Source organism: Desulfovibrio sp. X2 (assembly GCF_000422205.1).
Classification (GTDB): domain Bacteria; phylum Desulfobacterota; class Desulfovibrionia; order Desulfovibrionales; family Desulfovibrionaceae; genus Alkalidesulfovibrio.
Genome location: NZ_ATHV01000065.1, coordinates 200,398 through 216,512, shown reverse-complemented (window position 1 = coordinate 216,512; position 16,115 = coordinate 200,398). Strand labels below are relative to the sequence as shown.

Annotated in this window: 13 protein-coding genes; 10 read left to right on the top strand and 3 right to left on the bottom strand. The window is 66.7% G+C overall.

Annotated features, from left to right (window positions below; all coding sequences use genetic code 11):
• Positions 1–726 (bottom strand): acylneuraminate cytidylyltransferase family protein, encoded by a 726-nt coding sequence (locus tag DSX2_RS17835; protein WP_020882158.1) that lies wholly within the window; start codon positions 724–726, stop codon positions 1–3.
• Positions 727–1,320: 594 nt separating this feature from the next.
• On the opposite strand from DSX2_RS17835, the gene DSX2_RS16600 reads away from it, so the two are divergent.
• The 7 genes from DSX2_RS16600 (at position 1,321) to DSX2_RS16570 (ending at position 9,259) form a co-directional block, all read left to right on the top strand.
• Positions 1,321–2,445 (top strand): FkbM family methyltransferase, encoded by a 1,125-nt coding sequence (locus DSX2_RS16600; protein WP_035043124.1) that lies wholly within the window; start codon positions 1,321–1,323, stop codon positions 2,443–2,445.
• Between the two features lie 38 nt (positions 2,446–2,483).
• On the top strand, positions 2,484–3,182 hold the full coding sequence (locus DSX2_RS16595) for a bifunctional 2-polyprenyl-6-hydroxyphenol methylase/3-demethylubiquinol 3-O-methyltransferase UbiG (protein WP_035043121.1): 699 nt from the start codon (positions 2,484–2,486) through the stop codon (positions 3,180–3,182).
• A 68-nt stretch (positions 3,183–3,250) separates the two neighbouring features.
• Positions 3,251–4,324 (top strand): methyltransferase domain-containing protein, encoded by a 1,074-nt coding sequence (locus DSX2_RS16590; RefSeq protein ID WP_020882155.1) that lies wholly within the window; start codon positions 3,251–3,253, stop codon positions 4,322–4,324.
• A gap of 281 nt (positions 4,325–4,605) precedes the next feature.
• Positions 4,606–6,315 carry a glycosyltransferase gene (locus tag DSX2_RS17830; protein ID WP_020882154.1) on the top strand — a complete coding sequence of 570 codons (1,710 nt, stop codon included), beginning with the start codon at positions 4,606–4,608 and terminating at the stop codon, positions 6,313–6,315.
• A gap of 20 nt (positions 6,316–6,335) precedes the next feature.
• Entirely contained in the window at positions 6,336–7,451 is a 1,116-nt protein-coding gene (locus DSX2_RS16580; RefSeq protein WP_020882153.1) for a glycoside hydrolase family 99-like domain-containing protein, read from the top strand.
• A gap of 54 nt (positions 7,452–7,505) precedes the next feature.
• Positions 7,506–8,375, top strand: coding sequence for a glycosyltransferase family 2 protein (locus tag DSX2_RS16575; protein ID WP_172640040.1), 870 nt, complete (start codon positions 7,506–7,508; stop codon positions 8,373–8,375).
• A gap of 53 nt (positions 8,376–8,428) precedes the next feature.
• Entirely contained in the window at positions 8,429–9,259 is an 831-nt protein-coding gene (locus DSX2_RS16570; protein ID WP_020882151.1) for a glycosyltransferase, read from the top strand.
• Between the two features lie 54 nt (positions 9,260–9,313).
• Here the strand turns inward: DSX2_RS16570 and DSX2_RS16565 are convergent, their stop codons facing one another.
• Positions 9,314–10,255, bottom strand: coding sequence for a GDP-L-fucose synthase (locus tag DSX2_RS16565; protein ID WP_020882150.1), 942 nt, complete (start codon positions 10,253–10,255; stop codon positions 9,314–9,316).
• Positions 10,256–10,280: 25 nt separating this feature from the next.
• Positions 10,281–11,426, bottom strand: coding sequence for a GDP-mannose 4,6-dehydratase (gene gmd, locus DSX2_RS16560; protein WP_020882149.1), 1,146 nt, complete (start codon positions 11,424–11,426; stop codon positions 10,281–10,283).
• A gap of 729 nt (positions 11,427–12,155) precedes the next feature.
• On the opposite strand from gmd, the gene DSX2_RS16555 reads away from it, so the two are divergent.
• From DSX2_RS16555 to wbaP, 3 genes are read left to right on the top strand one after another with little or no spacing between them, the layout of a single operon-like run.
• On the top strand, positions 12,156–13,466 hold the full coding sequence (locus tag DSX2_RS16555; protein ID WP_084486736.1) for an O-antigen ligase: 1,311 nt from the start codon (positions 12,156–12,158) through the stop codon (positions 13,464–13,466).
• Complete coding sequence (locus DSX2_RS16550; protein ID WP_020882147.1) at positions 13,463–14,560, top strand: glycosyltransferase; 1,098 nt, start codon at positions 13,463–13,465, stop codon at positions 14,558–14,560. The genes DSX2_RS16555 and DSX2_RS16550 overlap by 4 nt, the downstream gene beginning before the upstream one ends.
• Complete coding sequence (gene wbaP / locus DSX2_RS16545) at positions 14,553–15,959, top strand: undecaprenyl-phosphate galactose phosphotransferase WbaP (RefSeq protein ID WP_020882146.1); 1,407 nt, start codon at positions 14,553–14,555, stop codon at positions 15,957–15,959. Before DSX2_RS16550 ends, wbaP begins: the two co-directional genes overlap by 8 nt.
• Positions 15,960–16,115: the final 156 nt, after the last annotated feature.

The following is a 16,115-nucleotide window of genomic DNA, read 5'->3' as shown; positions in this document are numbered from 1 at the left end:
CTAGAATTCGCGGGGGAAGAGGCCCATGTCCAGGGCCTCCTGCGCCAGCCTGAAGTCTGCGGGCGTGTCGATGTCGATGCACAGGACGGGATCGTCCACGAACATGACGGAGTTGGGCAGCCTGGGACGGGTGACGGCATGCCCGGTGAAGATTCCGTAGCTGCGGAAGCAGCTTTCGGCCTTCCACTGCAGGTCGATGGGCCTCACCGACCCGTTTTCGTCCTTCACGAAGTATCGCCTGCCGCTCGGGAACGACCGCACCGTGTGCACCAGTGCATGTCCCCGGTGCAGGCGCGCCGTGAGTTCGTCCATGAGCCAGGGGGGGCGGAACGGGGACGTGGGCAGGAGGTGGACGACGTAGTCCGGGACGTAGCCCTGTTCCTTCAGGCGGTCGTGGATGTGCTGGAAGGACTTGGAGAGGTCGCTGCCGTCGCCCGCCAGGGCCCTGGGCCGCAGGAACGGCACCTCCGCCCCCCAGTGTCGGGCGATCTCGGCGATCTCCTCGTCCTCCGTGCTGACGACGACTCGGGTGACGCCTGGACATCGCAATGCGGCCTCGATGCTGTAGGCAATGAGCGGCTTTCCGCCCAAAAGCGCGATGTTCTTGCGGGGGATGCCCTTGGAGCCGCCCCTGGCCGGGATGATGGCCAGGGTCTCTTCCTTCGGTGCGTCCCAGGTGGTTGCCGCGGGCACTCGTTCCAGAGCGGTGTTCACTTCGTGCGTCATCTCGGAATGTCGGCCGCCTTCGGGGACGCGGGCGTCCCGGAGGGATTCGGCCGGAGCTTGCCCGGGCCGGAGCCCGGAAGCGTTGCCGGAACCATGCCGCCGGGCCTTCTCCCGTCTCCTGCCGGGATTTTCCCGGGGGAGATCGCGTCCGGCCGTCGGCAATCCTGCCTACGGCAAAGCAAGACACATGCCAGGCAGGAAATACCGGCCCGCCGTCCCGCCGGGGCATGTCGGACCCCGCCCGCGGGCGGTTGAGGGCGGCGCGCCTCAGGCGTATGACCGTGCGTCCCCGCGGACCCGGGATGCGGGGTGCTGCGTCATTTCGCCGTGCGCCCTCGGATGCACCGACGGAATACTGACGTAGGCGGCCGCCCGCCAGGGCCCGCCGGAGACGCCGGGTGGCCGGAAGCGGCGGCCGGCCTGACTTGTAGGTGGCGGCACATCATTTGCAAATCCTGGGGCGCTTCCTGTTTTTTCCGCCTGGCGGGCGGAATTTCCCGGAGGCGCACGGCCCGGATATGCCGGGCGGCACATCAACGTTGCACGGATCGCAGATTCATGACTGGCACGCAATGCAATGACACGGACGTTGGCATGCGGGCAGGCGAGTTCGCCGCCGCGCTGTTCGGCGCGCTGGCCCGAGGGGCCGGGGCGCGCTACGACGACAACAGCCAGGCCTACTACCAGCTCGGCGACGAGGCGGCCCGCGAGGAGGACCTGCGGGCGCTCGCGGCCGAGTCCACGGTGGATCTGGCGCGCGCGGCAGCACTCTCCTCCGGGGCCCTCGCCCGGGAGATCGCCCACAAGAGCCTGCTCTACGGCCTGCTCGGCGACGACGATTCCCGCGCGCTGCTGGTCTCGCTCGCGGCCTTCGGGGTGCTCGGGCACCTGCGGGTCAGGCTTCCCTACTTTGGAACGGACAACGCCGTGCGCCGCGAGGAGCTTCTGCGCGCCACCGAGGCCGCGGACGAGGCCGACGCGAAGCTCCTGGATGCGGTGAGCGCGCGCTGGCGCTCGGACAGATTCTCCCTCTTCGACCTGCGCCGTGCAGGGCGCGACCTCAAGGTCTATTCCATCGGTGAAGAGGTCTACAGGTATTTCCACAATCCGTCCTACCGCTGCGCCACGCCGCGCGGAGCCATAGGCGTGCGGCCCGGCGACGTGGTCATCGACTGCGGCGCGGCCTTCGGCGACATCTCGCTGCAGTTCGCCGAGGCGGCGGGGCCGGACGGGCGCGTGCTGTGCTTCGAGCCCTACCGGCTCTTCCTGGACGTCTTCTTTGCGAACATGGCCGCCAATCCCGGGCTCGCCTCCAGGATCGAGGTGGTCGAGCGCGGCGTGTGGGACGAGGACGACGCCGTGCTGTCATTCATCGAGGGCGGAGGCGGCTCCTGCATCGACGAATCCAACAGCGCCACGGTCAAGATCCGCACCGTGACCCTGGATTCGGCCGTGGCCGCAGCCGGGCTCGATCGCGTCGATTTCATCAAGATGGACATCGAGGGCGCCGAGCTGAGAGCCCTTCGCGGGGCGGAGGGCGTGCTGCGCCGCTTCCGTCCGCGCCTCGCCGTGTGCCTCTACCACCAGCCGGAGGATTTTTGCGCCATCCCGGAGTACCTGGACGGCCTGGGCCTCGGCTACCGGTTCCATCTCAACCACCATTACGTCAACGAATGGGAAACCGTGCTCTACGCCGAGGCGACCGAGGGCGTACGATGAGCAACAACGGAAACGACCACGAGCAAGGGGAGCCTGAAATGAAAGAAGACAGCCTTCGCGTCAATCCCGGCATGGACAATTATTTCATCGGCGACCAGTACAAATGCCAGCCCATCTGCATCACCGAGGGGTTCTGGACCGACTGGCGGATCAAGGGGGAGGTCGAGAACGGCTCGCGTCCCGTCCTCGAGTGGGCGATGACGCAGCTCGACCTCGGCGCGCCGCTCTCGATCCTGGACCTCGGCTGCGGTCCTTCCCAGAAGATGGCCGAGTTCTTCGGCCAGAGGAAGAACGTCAAGGTCACGGGCCTGGATTCAGAGGAGGCCACGGCACTGGCCAGGGGCTTCAACCCCGGTGGCACCTACTACGCCTGCGACCTGGACTCGGACGAGGAGATCGCCCGTGTCTCTCCGCTGCTGGAGGACACGTTCGACGTGATCTTCGCCCTGGACGTCATCGAGCATGTGCTGCACCCGGAGAAGATGCTCGACCTGATGAAGGCCCACTCCACCCCAGCGACCAAAATCTTCATCACCACCCTCGAGCGCGACCTCTCCGCAGGCGCGGGCGATCTGCAGCATGGCTCCGTGAAGGCCGAGCACGTCCGCGAATGGAACACCTGGGAGTTCACCCAGTTCATCAAGGGAATGGGATTCACCGTCAAGGACGTAAAGCTCACCCCCATGGGCCCGGACGAGAACCTCCAGACGCTCGTCTGCTCCTACGATCCCGACTGAACCCTGGCCGGGGAAGGATCATAAATAAAACGGCCAGCGAGCCACAATGCCGTCCTCTGGAGGACCATATGCACACGAACATGATAGCCCTGCTGCACTGCCCGGCCTGCAAGGCTGAACTCGAACTCACCGTCTACGCCGGGGAAGGGGGAGAGGTTCACGAGGGCCTGCTCACCTGTGAATCCTGTGGCACCGTCTATCCGATCACAGGCAGCATCCCGCGCATGGTGCCCACGAGCCTGCACTACGACCCGGACTTTCTGACCCGCCACGGCGTGGACCCCAAGCGCCTGCTGCATGACTGGGAAGGCCAATCCCCGGATATTGCGGCCCTGCAGAAGCGCACCGAGGAGAATTTCGGCAAGGAGTGGCAGCACTACGCCACCCTGGGCTGGACCGGCGAGGGCGGCCTCGACTCCAGCACGCGCGAGGAGTCCGTGCAATGGTTCCACGAGAAGAGCCTGCTCGCGGAGGCCGACGTGGCGGGCCGGCTGACGCTGGACGCCGGCTGCGGCAATGGCCGCTTCTCGCGCGCGGCTTTCGCCGCCGGGGCGCGGGTGGTCTCCATGGACCTGACCTGCGCGGCGCCCGTCGCCTACTCCAACCTCAAGGGAGCAGGCCTGGACGCCCAGGTGGTGCAGGGGGACATCCTGCACCCGCCCTTCAAGCCGGGTGTCCTCGACGTGGTGTTTTCCATCGGCGTGATCCAGCACACCGGCGCGCCGCTGGAGGCCACCGCCGAGCTGGCCGGGCTTGTGCGGCCGGGCGGGCTGCTCTCCGTGCGCACCTACCGCCGCGCCAACCCCCGCCTGGAAGAGAACGATGCCGCCATCCGCGCCGTCACCACCACCTTCAGCATCGAGGAGCTGCACGAGTTCACGGATCTCATGCACAACCTGACCATGTTCCTCTGGCGCAAGGGGCTCTACTGGCAGGTGGCGCGACACATCAACATCTTTCCCCAGCGCTACGACATTTTCGACTGGTACGCGGCGCCCGTCGCGGCCAAGCTGACCCATGAGGAGATGCGCGAAGCCTTCGCCAAGGCAGGAGTGTCGGTGCTGCGCGACGACGACGACGGCACCACGTGCGAAGAGCGTTTGTTCGGGGCCATCTCCATCCTGGGCGAGAAACGCTCCTAGCGGGAAAGCGGCATGCCGATGGTCGAGAGGAACTTATGGCCAAGGATGTCGAGCGCTACGCTGCCGAGCATCTGCATGCTGGGCTTGCCAGTTGTTCACCGAACTGGGCTACCATCGCCGTGGGCAACATGTGCGGCACATCGGTGTACGTTCTGTTCCTTCCATTCGCCGGATGTGCGTGACGGCAAGTTGTACGTTTGCAATCCGCAGTCCGTCATGCCGCTGGAAGGCCCGAAGCGCCCTCGCAAAGCGTCGATTCCCAGCCGCACGGAGGCGGCGCGATGACGGCCGCATTTGCACTTTCTCCGGCCTGGGGCGATTTCGGACCCTTCGCCGTGGCCCGCCGCTCCCACTGGGAGCGGCTCGGGGCACTCGCGCCCGGGCTCTACGGCCACGCCGTGGATCCCGATCTCTGCGATCTCAAGCCCTACCAGGACCTGCTGGTCCTGGCCTTCATCAGGGACAACCTGCCTCCGGGTTCGCGCCTTCTCGAGATCGGCGGCGGCAACTCCCGGGTCCTGGCCCATCTCGCGGACAGCTACGAGTGCTGGAACATCGACAAGTTCGAGGGCGTGGGCAACGGGCCGCTTGAGGCCCAAGAAGCCGGGTACGCCATCGTCAGGGACTACATCGGCAACTTCTCGCCCGAGCTGGCCGACGGATATTTCGACCTGGTCTTCTCCATCTCCACCCTGGAGCACGTGCCCGACGCCGAGACCGCTGGGCTCGACCGGGTGATCGAGGACATGGACCGGGTGCTCAGGCCCGGCGGGCTCAGCCTGCACTGCCTGGACGTCCTGCTCAAGGCGGACGAGGTCTGGACCAACCGCATCCTGCCCCGCATCCACGAGACCCGGCCGGTGCTGCACGCCTGGACGCCCCTTGCACCGCTCCTCGGCGACCCCGAGGTCTACTGCATGACCCGGCAGGCCTACGAGGCGGGCTGGCAGGCCATCACCGGACAGCCCTACGACTCCTTCGGCAGGCCCACGAGCTGCAACGTGCTCTGGCGCAAGCCGCAGCCCCAGCCGCAGCCTCAGTCGCAGGCCCCCGCGCTCCGCTCCGGCCGCACTTCCCGCGGCTGCGGCCTCGAGCTGCCGCGCATCAGCGTGGTCACCCCTTCCTTCAACCAGGGGGAGTATCTCGAGGAGTGCATGGATTCCCTGCTCTCGCAGGGCTATCCCAACCTCGAGTACATCGTCATGGACGGCGGCAGCAGCGACGGCTCGGTCGAGATCATCAAGCGCCGCGCCAAACATCTGGCGCACTGGCGCAGCGGGCCGGACCAGGGGCAGTACTGGGCCGTGAACGAGGGGCTCGGGCTCTGCACGGGCGAGTGCATGGGCTGGCTCAACTCCGACGACAAGCACCACCCGGCCTCCCTGTTCGTGCTGGCCGCGATCTTCACCTGCTTCCCCGAGGTGCGCTGGCTCATGGCCTGCCCAACGGTCTGGGACGAGCAGGGCGCGCTCACGATGCTCCTCGAGCCCTTGCCGCTCTGGGACCGGCGCAGGTATCTGCGCGGCGAGATCGGCCCGCCCCACGTCCAGCAGGAGTCCACCTTCTGGCGCCGCAGCCTGTGGGACGAGGCGGGCGGCCGCCTCGACACGGCCATGGGCTATGCCGGGGACATGGAGCTGTGGAGCCGGTTCTTCCGGCGCGAGAAGCTCTTCGTGGCGGACGCCCTGGTGGGCGGGTTCAGGCTGCAGAGAAACTCCAAGACCAGCCTGGCCATGGACGCCTACGACGCCGAGGCCGCCGCGGTCGTGGCCCGCGAGGCCGACCTGGCCCGGGCCGTGCGGCCGGACGACGTGCCCGCGCCCGCGCCCATCCTTCTGGAGGAGATCCTGCGGCGCTGCCCGGACACCACGCCCTTTACCGGGCTCGCGCGCGCCTACCGCGGATACGCCGAGGCCCTGGCCGAGCCGCGGCAGGCCGAGGCCATGCTGCGCCGGGCCGCGACCCTGGCCGAATTCTGCCCAGAGGGCTGAGGATGCAAGGAACACGAGACATGACCAGCGACGACGTGAAGCTCATCGCCTTCTACCTGCCGCAGTTCCACCGCACGCCGGAGAACGACTGCTTCTGGGGGCCCGGCTACACGGAGTGGACCTGCGTGAGCCGCGCCAGGCCGCGTTTCCGCGGGCACTACCAGCCGCACCTGCCGGGCGAGATGGGGTTCTACGACCTGCGCGTGCCCGAGACGCGCCGGGAGCAGGCCGCGCTGGCCCAGGCCCACGGCATCCACGGCTTCGCCTACTACCACTACTGGTTCCACGGGAAGCGGATGCTCTGGCGGCCGTTCCAGGACGTGATGGACTCCGGGGAGCCGGACATGCCCTTCTGCCTGGTCTGGGCCAACGAGCCCTGGACCCGGCGCTGGGACGGGCACGAGCAGGACATCATCGTCCCTCAGACCTACAGCGCGGAGGACGACCGCGCGCACATCCGCCACCTCATGCCGTCCCTGGCCGACCCGCGCTGCATCCGTGTCGGCGGCCGCCCGCTGTTTCTGGTCTACCGCACCGACCACCTGCCCGATCCCGCGCGCACCGCGGACATCTGGCGCGAGGAGGCGTTGCGGGCCGGGGTAGGGGAGATCTATCTGGCCCGCGTGGAGAGCTTCTGCTCCGGCGTGGCGCCCGCCTCCATCGGCTTCGACGCCGCGGTGGAGTTCGCGCCGGACTGGCGCTTCCTGGACCATTGCCTCGTGCGGCCGCGCTCCAGGGCCGCCGCGGCCGGGGAGTACAGGCGCTACGACTACAGGCGCATGGCCGAGGCCATGATGGCCAAGCCGCTGCCCGACCATCCCTGGTTCCGCTGCGTGTTCCCCAGTTGGGACAACAGCCCGCGCCGCAAGGAGGGGGCCACGGTCTTCACCGGGGCCACGCCCGGGCGCTACCGGGATTGGCTGGCCGCCACCGTGGCCCAGACCATCCGGCGCAACCGGGACGGGGAGCGGCTGGTCTTCGTGACCGCCTGGAACGAGTGGGGCGAGGGCAACCATCTGGAGCCGGACGCGGTCCACGGCCGGGCCTGGCTCGAGGCGACCCGCGAGGCCCTGGAGGCGGGCACGGAGCTGGCCGCGGGCATGGGCGCGAACACGGGCACGGACGGGGCGGACTAGGCCGGGATGGAAGGCGTGGAGAATCAGAACCCTGCCGGGCGAGGCGAGGAGCGCATGCTGCCCACATTTTCGGTGATCATACCGTCCTTCAACCAGGCGCAGTACCTGGAGCAGACCCTCTTGAGCGTGCTCGGCCAGGGCTGTCCCGGCCTGGAGGTGCTGGTCCTGGACGGCGGCAGCAGCGACGGCAGCGTGGACATCCTGCGCGCCTACGAGGACCGGCTGGCGTTCTGGCGCAGCCGCAAGGACTCCGGGCAGGCCGAGGCCATCAACGAGGGCATGGCCAGGGCCACGGGCGACATCCTGTGCTGGATCAATTCCGACGACCTGCTCATGCCCGGGGCGCTGCTCGACGTGGCGGCCGCCTTTCCGGAACCTGCCGAGCCCGGCTTCTGCTACGGGACCTGCATCGGCTTTCGCGAGACGGAGAGGGGGCTGGACGCATTTCCCTTTGCGGGCGGAGCCTTCGACCGGGACAGGCTCGCGCGGCAGGCCTACATCATCCAGCCGAGTTCGTTCTGGACCAGGGCGCTGTGGAACGCCGCCGGTCCCCTGGACGCCTCCCTGCACTACGCCTTCGACTGGGAGTGGTTCCTGCGCGCGGCGCGGATCGTGCCGTTCACGTTCAGGCCCCGCGCCTACTCGCTCTTCCGCTACCACGGCGGCAACAAGACCACGTCCGGTGCCGCGCGCCGCACCGAGGAGATCCTCGGCATCGTGGAGCGTTTCGCCACCGGCTTCTGGCCCGGGCTCTACCGGCTCGTGCGGGACAATTTCGACGAATTCGGGCGGCTGCCCCGGCTGGTGATCGCGGCCAGGGACGAGGACTACGCCGCGGCCATGCCCGGCTTCTGGGCCGAGGCCTCGGCCATGGGGGCCACGGCCTCCGACGTCCACGTGGCGTACGACATGCTGCACGGTTGACGCGCGGAGACACCGCGGCAGCCGCAGGACAACATCCGGGAAAGGAGCGTCACATGCACAAGGTCACTGTCGTTGTTCCGACGTACAACCAGGCCGCGTATCTGCCGACCTGCCTCGATTCCGTCTGGTTCCAGGACTACCCGGACGTGGAGATCGTGGTCGTGGACGACGCCTCGAACGACGGGACGGCGGAGGTGCTGGCGCAGTACGCGGCCGCCGTCTCCTCCGAGCGGACCTCCTTCGCCTCGAACTACGACGAGGGGACCGGAACCATCGAGCGGCAATGGCACCTGCGCTACCCGCCCGAGGGCCGCAGCCTCGTGCTCCTGCGCCACGAGACGAACAAGGGGCTGAGCGCGGCCCTGAACACGGGCTTTCAGGCCGCCCGAGGCGAGTATTGCACCTTCATCGCCTCGGACGACATCCTGCTCCCCTCCATGGCCTCGGAGCTCGCGGCCGCGCTCGACGCGAACGCCGCTGATTTCGCCTACGCGGACATGCACGTCGTGGACGACAACGGCCGCGTCATGCGCCGCTTCTCGCTCCCGGACTACACCTTCGAGGACGCCTTCTGCCGCTGGTATCTCTGCGGGATCTGCAAGCTCTACAAGCGCGAGCTGCACGAAAGGCTCGGCTACTACGATCTTTCGTGCGTGTCGCAGGACCACGAGATGTTCCTGCGCTTCGCCATGGGCGGGGCCAGGTTCGTGCACGTGCCGAAGATCCTGGCCAACGTCCGCATCCACGAGAAGGACCGCAAGGTGGGCAACCACTCTCCGGAAAAGGAGTCCCGTCAGATGGGGGATTCGGTCAAGCTCGTGCGGCTGGCCAGGGAATTCGCGGCAGGCATGTCGCCCAGGCCCTGGCAGAGCGTCGGGGAGTAGCGCCTCCTTGCAGGGGCGGGGTGAGGCCCCCCTGCGCCTTCCCTCCGGGGGCCCTCAGCCCCTGATCTCGGCCGCGTGGTCGCAAAACCACGCGTACGTCCCGGCCAGCCCTTCTTCGAGAGGAATGCGCGGCCGCCAGCCCATGGCGGCCAGCTTGGCGTTGTCCATGAGCTTGCGCGGCGTGCCGTCCGGCTTTTCCGGGTCGGTCAGGATCTCGCCCGCATAGCCGGTGACCCTGGCCATCAGGCGCGCCAGCTCCAGTATGGAGAGGTCCTCGCCGCAGCCGACGTTCACGTGCTCGTAGTCGGAGTAGTTCTGCATGAGGAACAGGCAGGCCTCGGCCATGTCGTCCACGTGCAGGAACTCGCGCAGGGGGCTGCCCGTGCCCCAGATGGTCACGGACGGCGCCTGCGACAGCCTGGCCTCGTGGAAGCGGCGCATGAGCGCCGGGATGACGTGGCTGTTCTCGGGGTGGAAGTTGTCACCCGGGCCGTAGAGGTTGGTGGGCATGGCCGAGACGGCGTCGAAGCCGTACTGCCTGCGGTAGGCCTGGCACATGCGGATGCCCGCGATCTTGGCCAGGGCGTAGCTCTCGTTGGTCGGCTCCAGCGGCCCTGTCAGCAGGGCGTCCTCGCGGATGGGCTGGGGCGCGAACTTGGGGTAGATGCACGAGGAGCCGAGGAAGAGCAGCTTTCGCGTCCCGCTCCTCCAGGCCGCGTCGATGACGTTGGTCTGGATCTGCAGGTTGTCGCGGATGAAGTCAGCGGGGTAGGCGGCGTTGGCGTGGATGCCGCCGACCTTGGCCGCGGCCAGGAAGACGTAGTCGGGCCGCTCGGCGGCGAAGAAGTCCTCCACCGGGGCCTGTCTTCTCAGGTCGAGCTCGGCGCTCGTGCGCGTGACGATGTTCGTGAAGCCGTTGCGGCGCAGGCAGCGGGCAATGGCCCCGCCGACCAGGCCGCGGTGTCCGGCGACGAAGATGCGGGCGTCTTGTTCCATGATCTGGGCTTTCGCTCCGGCTGGCCTATTCGTTGTAGGCGAAGGACTTGAAGCCCGCCACCTTGCAGACCGCATCGCGCATGGCCAGGCTCATGTCCTCGCGGACCATCTCCGCGACCATCTCCGCGAAGCCGATCCTGGGCGTCCAGCCCAGGCGCTCGGCCGCCCGCGAGGGATCGCCGAGCAGCGTCTCCACCTCGGTGGGCCGGAAGTAGCGCGGGTCCACGCAGACCAGGACATCCCCGGGCTTGAGGTCGCAGGTCATGCCGCCCCGGCCCGCTGCCTCGGCGAAACGGCTCTGGTCCACCGCGGCCACGATCCCCTGCTCGTCCAGGTCCTTGCCCTTCCATTCGAGGGTCAGGCCGAGCTCCGCTGCGGCGGCGTCGACGAAGTCGCGCACGGAATGCTGCCTGCCGGTGGCGATGACGAAGTCCTCGGGCGTTTCCTGCTGCAGCATGAGCCACTGCATCTCCACGTAGTCCTTGGCGTGTCCCCAGTCGCGCAGGGCGTTCAGGTTGCCCAGGAAGAGGCCGTTCGAGAGGCCGAGGGCCCGGCGCGCCAGGCCGCGGGTGATCTTGCGGGTGACGAAGGTCTCGCCGCGCACCGGGGACTCGTGGTTGAAGAGGATGCCGTTGCAGGCATACATGCCGTACGCCTCGCGGTAGTTCACGGTGATCCAGTAGGCGTAGAGCTTGGCGCAGGCGTACGGCGACCGGGGGTAGAAGGGCGTCTTCTCGGTCTGCGGCGTCTCCTGCACCAGGCCGTAGAGTTCGGAGGTGGAGGCCTGGTAGAAGCGGGCCGTCTTCTCGAGCCCGAGGATGCGGATGGCCTCGAGCAGGCGCAGGGCGCCCAGGGCGTCCACGTTGGCCGTGTACTCGGGCGACTCGAAGGAGACCTTGACGTGGCTCTGCGCCGCGAGGTTGTAGACCTCGTCCGGCTGCACCTCCTGCACCACCCGGATCAGGTTGCAGGCGTCGCTCATGTCCCCGTAGTGGAGAATCAGCCTGCGGCCCAGCTCGTGCGGATCCTGGTAGAGGTGGTCGATGCGGTCGGTGTTGAACAGGGAGGCGCGGCGCTTGATGCCGTGGACCTCGTATCCCTTCTTGAGCAGCATTTCGGCGAGATATGCGCCGTCCTGCCCGGTGATGCCCGTGATGAGCGCGCGTTTCATCGTCGGCTCCTGTTTTGCAGTGCCCGCACCATAGGGGAACCCCACTTCCCAGGCAAGCGCCGGGCATTCTTGCCGGTCCTTTGTCCCTCCCCACGACTGGGCGGACCTATGCGGCGCAGGGCTTTGGCGTGCGCTCAGGCGCCGGGCCGGTCGCGGCCAGGGATGGGCGGGGCACGGAAGCGGGCGGCGAGGTCGGCACCGCTGAAGAAGTCGGAAAGTTGCTGCAATCCCCAGCTCCGGTACTCCTCCCTACTGCATGGGGCGAAGAGTGCATCGAAACATTGCCGCCGAGGAACCCGGTGGCCTTGCATGACGTGCGGTTTCCGCCTCACCCTGGAATTTGCAGGCGGCTCCTGATTTTTTCAGAGACCGCCTGGGGGCTATCAAAATAAAACGAACGGGTGTATTGATTTGTAATCGCAGACTCTCTGCCGAATGGACTGGATTGACGGTCCCTGGATGGAAGAACAGGCGAGAGAGCCTACCCTTCATCAGTTTTCATGAAGGGGACTGCGTCCGTAGGCGATGGGTGCCATGTTCTTTGCGTCGCTTCGAGATGAACCATGTCCTTGATTTTCATGTCTGCCGGTTTGACATGAGGCTGGATGTCGGTTGCGCTTTACAGCCCATCCGTTCTGGGGTAAATGCGCCATCCTTGATGAAAAAAGATCAGGAATACAGTCTGCTTCCCATGTCGCATCGGGCCGGGAACCAGAAATCTTTAATGACATGAATTGCAGTTGGGGATCGATGGACACTGACGCATCGGGCACGGTGGAGCCCCGTTTTTCCGGTTGGAAACCCCGCCTGTCCCGGGAGCTTGCGCGCGTTTCCCGCATCGGCCTGCTCTTCTATCTCGCCCTTTTCCCGTTCGGCATGAGCCTGCGCGAGATCGGCGGCTGGACAGCCACCATAGGCGTGCTGCTGTTCTACATGTTGGATTTCCGCTCCTCCAATGCACGGATGCTGGGACGGCTGTTCTGGATATTCCCGGCCTTCTGGGCCTTTCTCGCCTTCAAGTCCGTGGACTCGATCAGCCCCGGCAGCAGCTGGTACGTCCTCAGAAGCAACCTCCACATGGGCTTCGGCCTCTTCTTCGCAGGACTCGAGTTCGTGCGCACGGAACGCGACATCCGGCTTCCCGTCTACGCCATGGTCGTGTGCGGCTTCATGCAGGGACTGGACGGCGTCTGGCAGGCGATCTCCGGAAAAGATCTCATCCATGGGACGGCGCCCATGGGAGGCAAGCGCCTCACGGGCTCCTTTTCCACCTATCGCGTCGGCAACCTGATCTCACTGTACCTGCCCCCCATGGCTGGACTTTTCTGGGCGCTTCCCAAGCGGATCGCGGCCTCGAGGCGTCTGCTGCTCACCGTGGCGCTCCTGCTTCCCCCCCTCTTTCTGCTCATTGGAGCCCGGACACGCAGCGCCGTCGTCGGTACCGCCGTGGCCTTGATGGTGTCCTGGGCCATCATGAAGCGTTCCTGGTGGAAAGGCATCCTTCTCGTGGCCGTCGTGTGCGCCGGAGTGATGTTCCTCGGCCCGCACCGCTTCACCGTGGAAGGCGTGCTGCAAGACGACCGCATCCGGGAACTCTGGCCGTTCGCCTTGCGGGTTTTCGCCCACTGGCCGTTTCTCGGTTCGGGCATCAACACGTACAACGCCGCTTTCCGCAGCCTCGGACTGCGGCCGATGTTCGAACACATCGACATCCCGCACCCACACAACATCTATCTGCAGCTTCTCTGCGAGACCGGCGTGATCGGCCTCGTCCTGTTCGCCGTTCTCGTCTTCCTGTTCCTGCGCCATGCGCTGCGGCGCATCGTTCCCCAGGCCCGCGCCGGATTGCGCTGGTGGAGGGTTGCCGCGCTGTTCGTGGCCTCCTACGTCGGATATCTCGGCACGGCGGTCAGCGGCCACAGCTTTTTCCGCAACTGGTGGCTGGGCACGGCCACGCTCCTGCTGGGGCTGACCCTCGGCTACTGCGCCGCCTCGTCGCGGCCCCACTTCGCCTCGCCCGGGGAGTCGGCAGAGCGATGAAAGTCGCCGTCGTCCATTACTGGCTGGTCGGCATGCGGGGGGGGGAGCGCGTGCTCGAGGCGCTGCTCGATCTCTATCCCGGGGCGGACATCTACACCCACGTCTACGATCCGCGGGCAGTCTCGGAGAAGATCCGTGCGCACACGGTCCGCACGACCTTCATCGCCCGTCTTCCCTTTGCCGCGAAGCTCTACAAGCACTACCTGCCGCTCATGCCCTTGGCCTTGGAGGCCCTGGACCTCAGCGGCTACGACCTGGTCATCTCGTGCGAGTCCGGACCGGCAAAGGGCGTCCTCGCGCCGTCGAACGCGCTGCACGTCTGCTACTGCCACACGCCCATGCGCTACGTCTGGGACATGTACCACGAGTACCGCGCCAGGGCCGGGTTTCTGGCCCGTCTGAACATGCCCCTGCTGAGCCACTATCTGCGCATCTGGGACGTCTCGGCCGCTGCCAGGGTCGACGCCTTCGCCGCCAACTCGGCGCACGTGGCGCGGAGAATCCGCCGCTGGTACGGCCGACCGGATACGGAAGTCATTCATCCGCCGGTGGAAACCTCGGCCTTCGATCCGTTCCGGCCGCGCGGAGAGCGTTACCTGTTCATCGGCCAGCTCGTGGGGTACAAGCAGGCGGATGTGGCCGTGAAGGCCTTCAATGCGCTCGGCCTGCCGCTGACTGTCATCGGCGGAGGGGCCATGCTCAAAGACCTCAGGCGCATGGCGGGCCCGAACGTCGAAATCCTGGGGCGCCAGCCCTTCCCGGTCCTGCGCGAGCATCTTGCCACCTGTCGTGCCCTGGTCTTTCCCGGGGAGGAGGACTTCGGGCTGGTGCCGGTGGAGGCCATGGCCTCAGGAGCTCCGGTCATCGCATTCGGCCGGGGAGGAGCCACGGAGACGGTGCTCGACGGGAGAACGGGGATCCTCTACCCGGACGGCACGGTCGAAGGGCTGACGGCTGCAGTGCGGCGTTTCGAGTCGCAGGGAGTGGAGTGGGACGCGCAGCGTATCGCCGAGCACGCGGCATCCTTCGATACCGCCGTCTTCAAACGAAAATTCGCAGCAATGCTGGAGCGCAGGCTGTCCGACCATGCATGACGGGAAAAGAATATTCGGTCCCAGGGCCTCGCTCCTGGCCCTGATCCTCCTCGACATCTGCGTGCTCGCCGTCTCAGCCGCCTGCGTCGTGACGCTGCGCTATGTTTTCGGCGGGGGGTTCTCTCTCCACCTCTATCTGGGCCTCTCCTGGATGTTCCTCCTCTATTCCTGCATCGCCGGCTCCATGGGGGTCTATCCCGGCTATCTGCGCACGCCGCCCGAGGAACTCAAGCTCCTGAGCTGGTCGACCTCCCTGTTCTTCCTCATCATCAGCTCCCTGACGTTCCTTTCGCGCGGCGCCGACCAGTACTCGCGTTTGATATTCCTGTGCTCCTGGCTGCTTGCGCTCGTGACCGTGCCCTCGGCCCGCATCCTGGCCAGACGCTGGTTCGGCAGGTATTTCTCCTGGGGGTACCCCTGCGTGCTCATAGGCGGGAGCGAGGGAGTGGGCTGCGTGCTCGAGAACATCAGGCGCGACCGTCGCCAAGGGCTGTGGCCCCTGGCCGTGATGACCGAGACCGGCGCGCCCGTTTCCGGCGAGGAACACCTTCCGGCTGTGTCTTTCGAGGCCCTTCCGCTGATCGCCGCAGACCATCCGCACTGCCACGCGATTCTCATCTTTTCCACGGAACGGGACAGCCCCGAACCGGACGTCATCGAGCAGCTCAGCTTCCACTTCAAGCACGTCCTGCTTTCCTCGGCCAAGGTGAGCCAGCTCTCGCTCTGGGTCAGGGGCGTGGACGTGGGCGGGGGAACGTTTCTCAAGACCTATTTCAAGCTTCTCGATCCCAACAGGATGCGGCTCAAGCGCCTCTTCGACATCGTGCTGTGCGCGTTCGGGAGCATCGTCGCCCTGCCCGTGACCGGGCTCATCGCCCTGTGCATCAAGCTCGACAGTCCCGGCCCGGTCTTTTTCCGCCAGACGCGGCTGGGGCAGGGCGGAAAGGAATTCCAGATTTTCAAGTTCCGCACCATGCGTTGCGATGCGCAGGCCTGCCTCGACTCGATGCTGGCCGAGGATCCGGAACTGGCTGCGGAATGGAAAAAGAACCAGAAGCTCGAGCGCGACCCGCGCATCACGCGGGTGGGCCGCTTCCTGCGCTGCACGAGCCTCGACGAACTGCCGCAGTTCTTCAACGTGATCCGGGGAGAGATGAGCCTTGTCGGGCCACGTCCCATCGTCGCGGGTGAAATCGAGAAATACGGCAAGGAATTCGTTGTCTACAAGCGTCTCAAGCCGGGCATCTCCGGTCTGTGGCAGGTCTCGGGGCGCAACCGCACGAGCTACGAGCGCCGTGTAGGGATGGACGTCTACTACGCGCGGAACTGGTCGGTCTGGATGGACATCTGGATTCTGGCCAAGACCGTCCAGGAAATCATTCAGCGCGGGGGAATCTAGGGCACGGAACCCGTTCCTGCGCGCAAGGGGCCGGTCCCCGAACGAAGAAGCCGCCGTCCGGACTCACCGGGCGGCGGCTTCTTCGTTGTCGCGGACGAGGCGGGCACGCTGGGCGAGAAGACGATGACCGCCGACACATGCCGGGCATCAAGGGCG

What these genes read in the sequence shown, in the direction of transcription:
- DSX2_RS17835 (WP_020882158.1), bottom strand. Translation starts at nt 726, where the DNA reads ATGACGCACGAAGTGAACACCGCTCTGGAACGAGTGCCCGCGGCAACC.
- DSX2_RS16600 (WP_035043124.1), top strand. Translation starts at nt 1,321, where the DNA reads ATGCGGGCAGGCGAGTTCGCCGCCGCGCTGTTCGGCGCGCTGGCCCGA.
- DSX2_RS16595 (WP_035043121.1), top strand. Translation starts at nt 2,484, where the DNA reads ATGAAAGAAGACAGCCTTCGCGTCAATCCCGGCATGGACAATTATTTC.
- DSX2_RS16590 (WP_020882155.1), top strand. Translation starts at nt 3,251, where the DNA reads ATGCACACGAACATGATAGCCCTGCTGCACTGCCCGGCCTGCAAGGCT.
- DSX2_RS17830 (WP_020882154.1), top strand. Translation starts at nt 4,606, where the DNA reads ATGACGGCCGCATTTGCACTTTCTCCGGCCTGGGGCGATTTCGGACCC.
- DSX2_RS16580 (WP_020882153.1), top strand. Translation starts at nt 6,336, where the DNA reads ATGACCAGCGACGACGTGAAGCTCATCGCCTTCTACCTGCCGCAGTTC.
- DSX2_RS16575 (WP_172640040.1), top strand. Translation starts at nt 7,506, where the DNA reads ATGCTGCCCACATTTTCGGTGATCATACCGTCCTTCAACCAGGCGCAG.
- DSX2_RS16570 (WP_020882151.1), top strand. Translation starts at nt 8,429, where the DNA reads ATGCACAAGGTCACTGTCGTTGTTCCGACGTACAACCAGGCCGCGTAT.
- DSX2_RS16565 (WP_020882150.1), bottom strand. Translation starts at nt 10,255, where the DNA reads ATGGAACAAGACGCCCGCATCTTCGTCGCCGGACACCGCGGCCTGGTC.
- gmd (WP_020882149.1), bottom strand. Translation starts at nt 11,426, where the DNA reads ATGAAACGCGCGCTCATCACGGGCATCACCGGGCAGGACGGCGCATAT.
- DSX2_RS16555 (WP_084486736.1), top strand. Translation starts at nt 12,156, where the DNA reads ATGAATTGCAGTTGGGGATCGATGGACACTGACGCATCGGGCACGGTG.
- DSX2_RS16550 (WP_020882147.1), top strand. Translation starts at nt 13,463, where the DNA reads ATGAAAGTCGCCGTCGTCCATTACTGGCTGGTCGGCATGCGGGGGGGG.
- wbaP (WP_020882146.1), top strand. Translation starts at nt 14,553, where the DNA reads ATGCATGACGGGAAAAGAATATTCGGTCCCAGGGCCTCGCTCCTGGCC.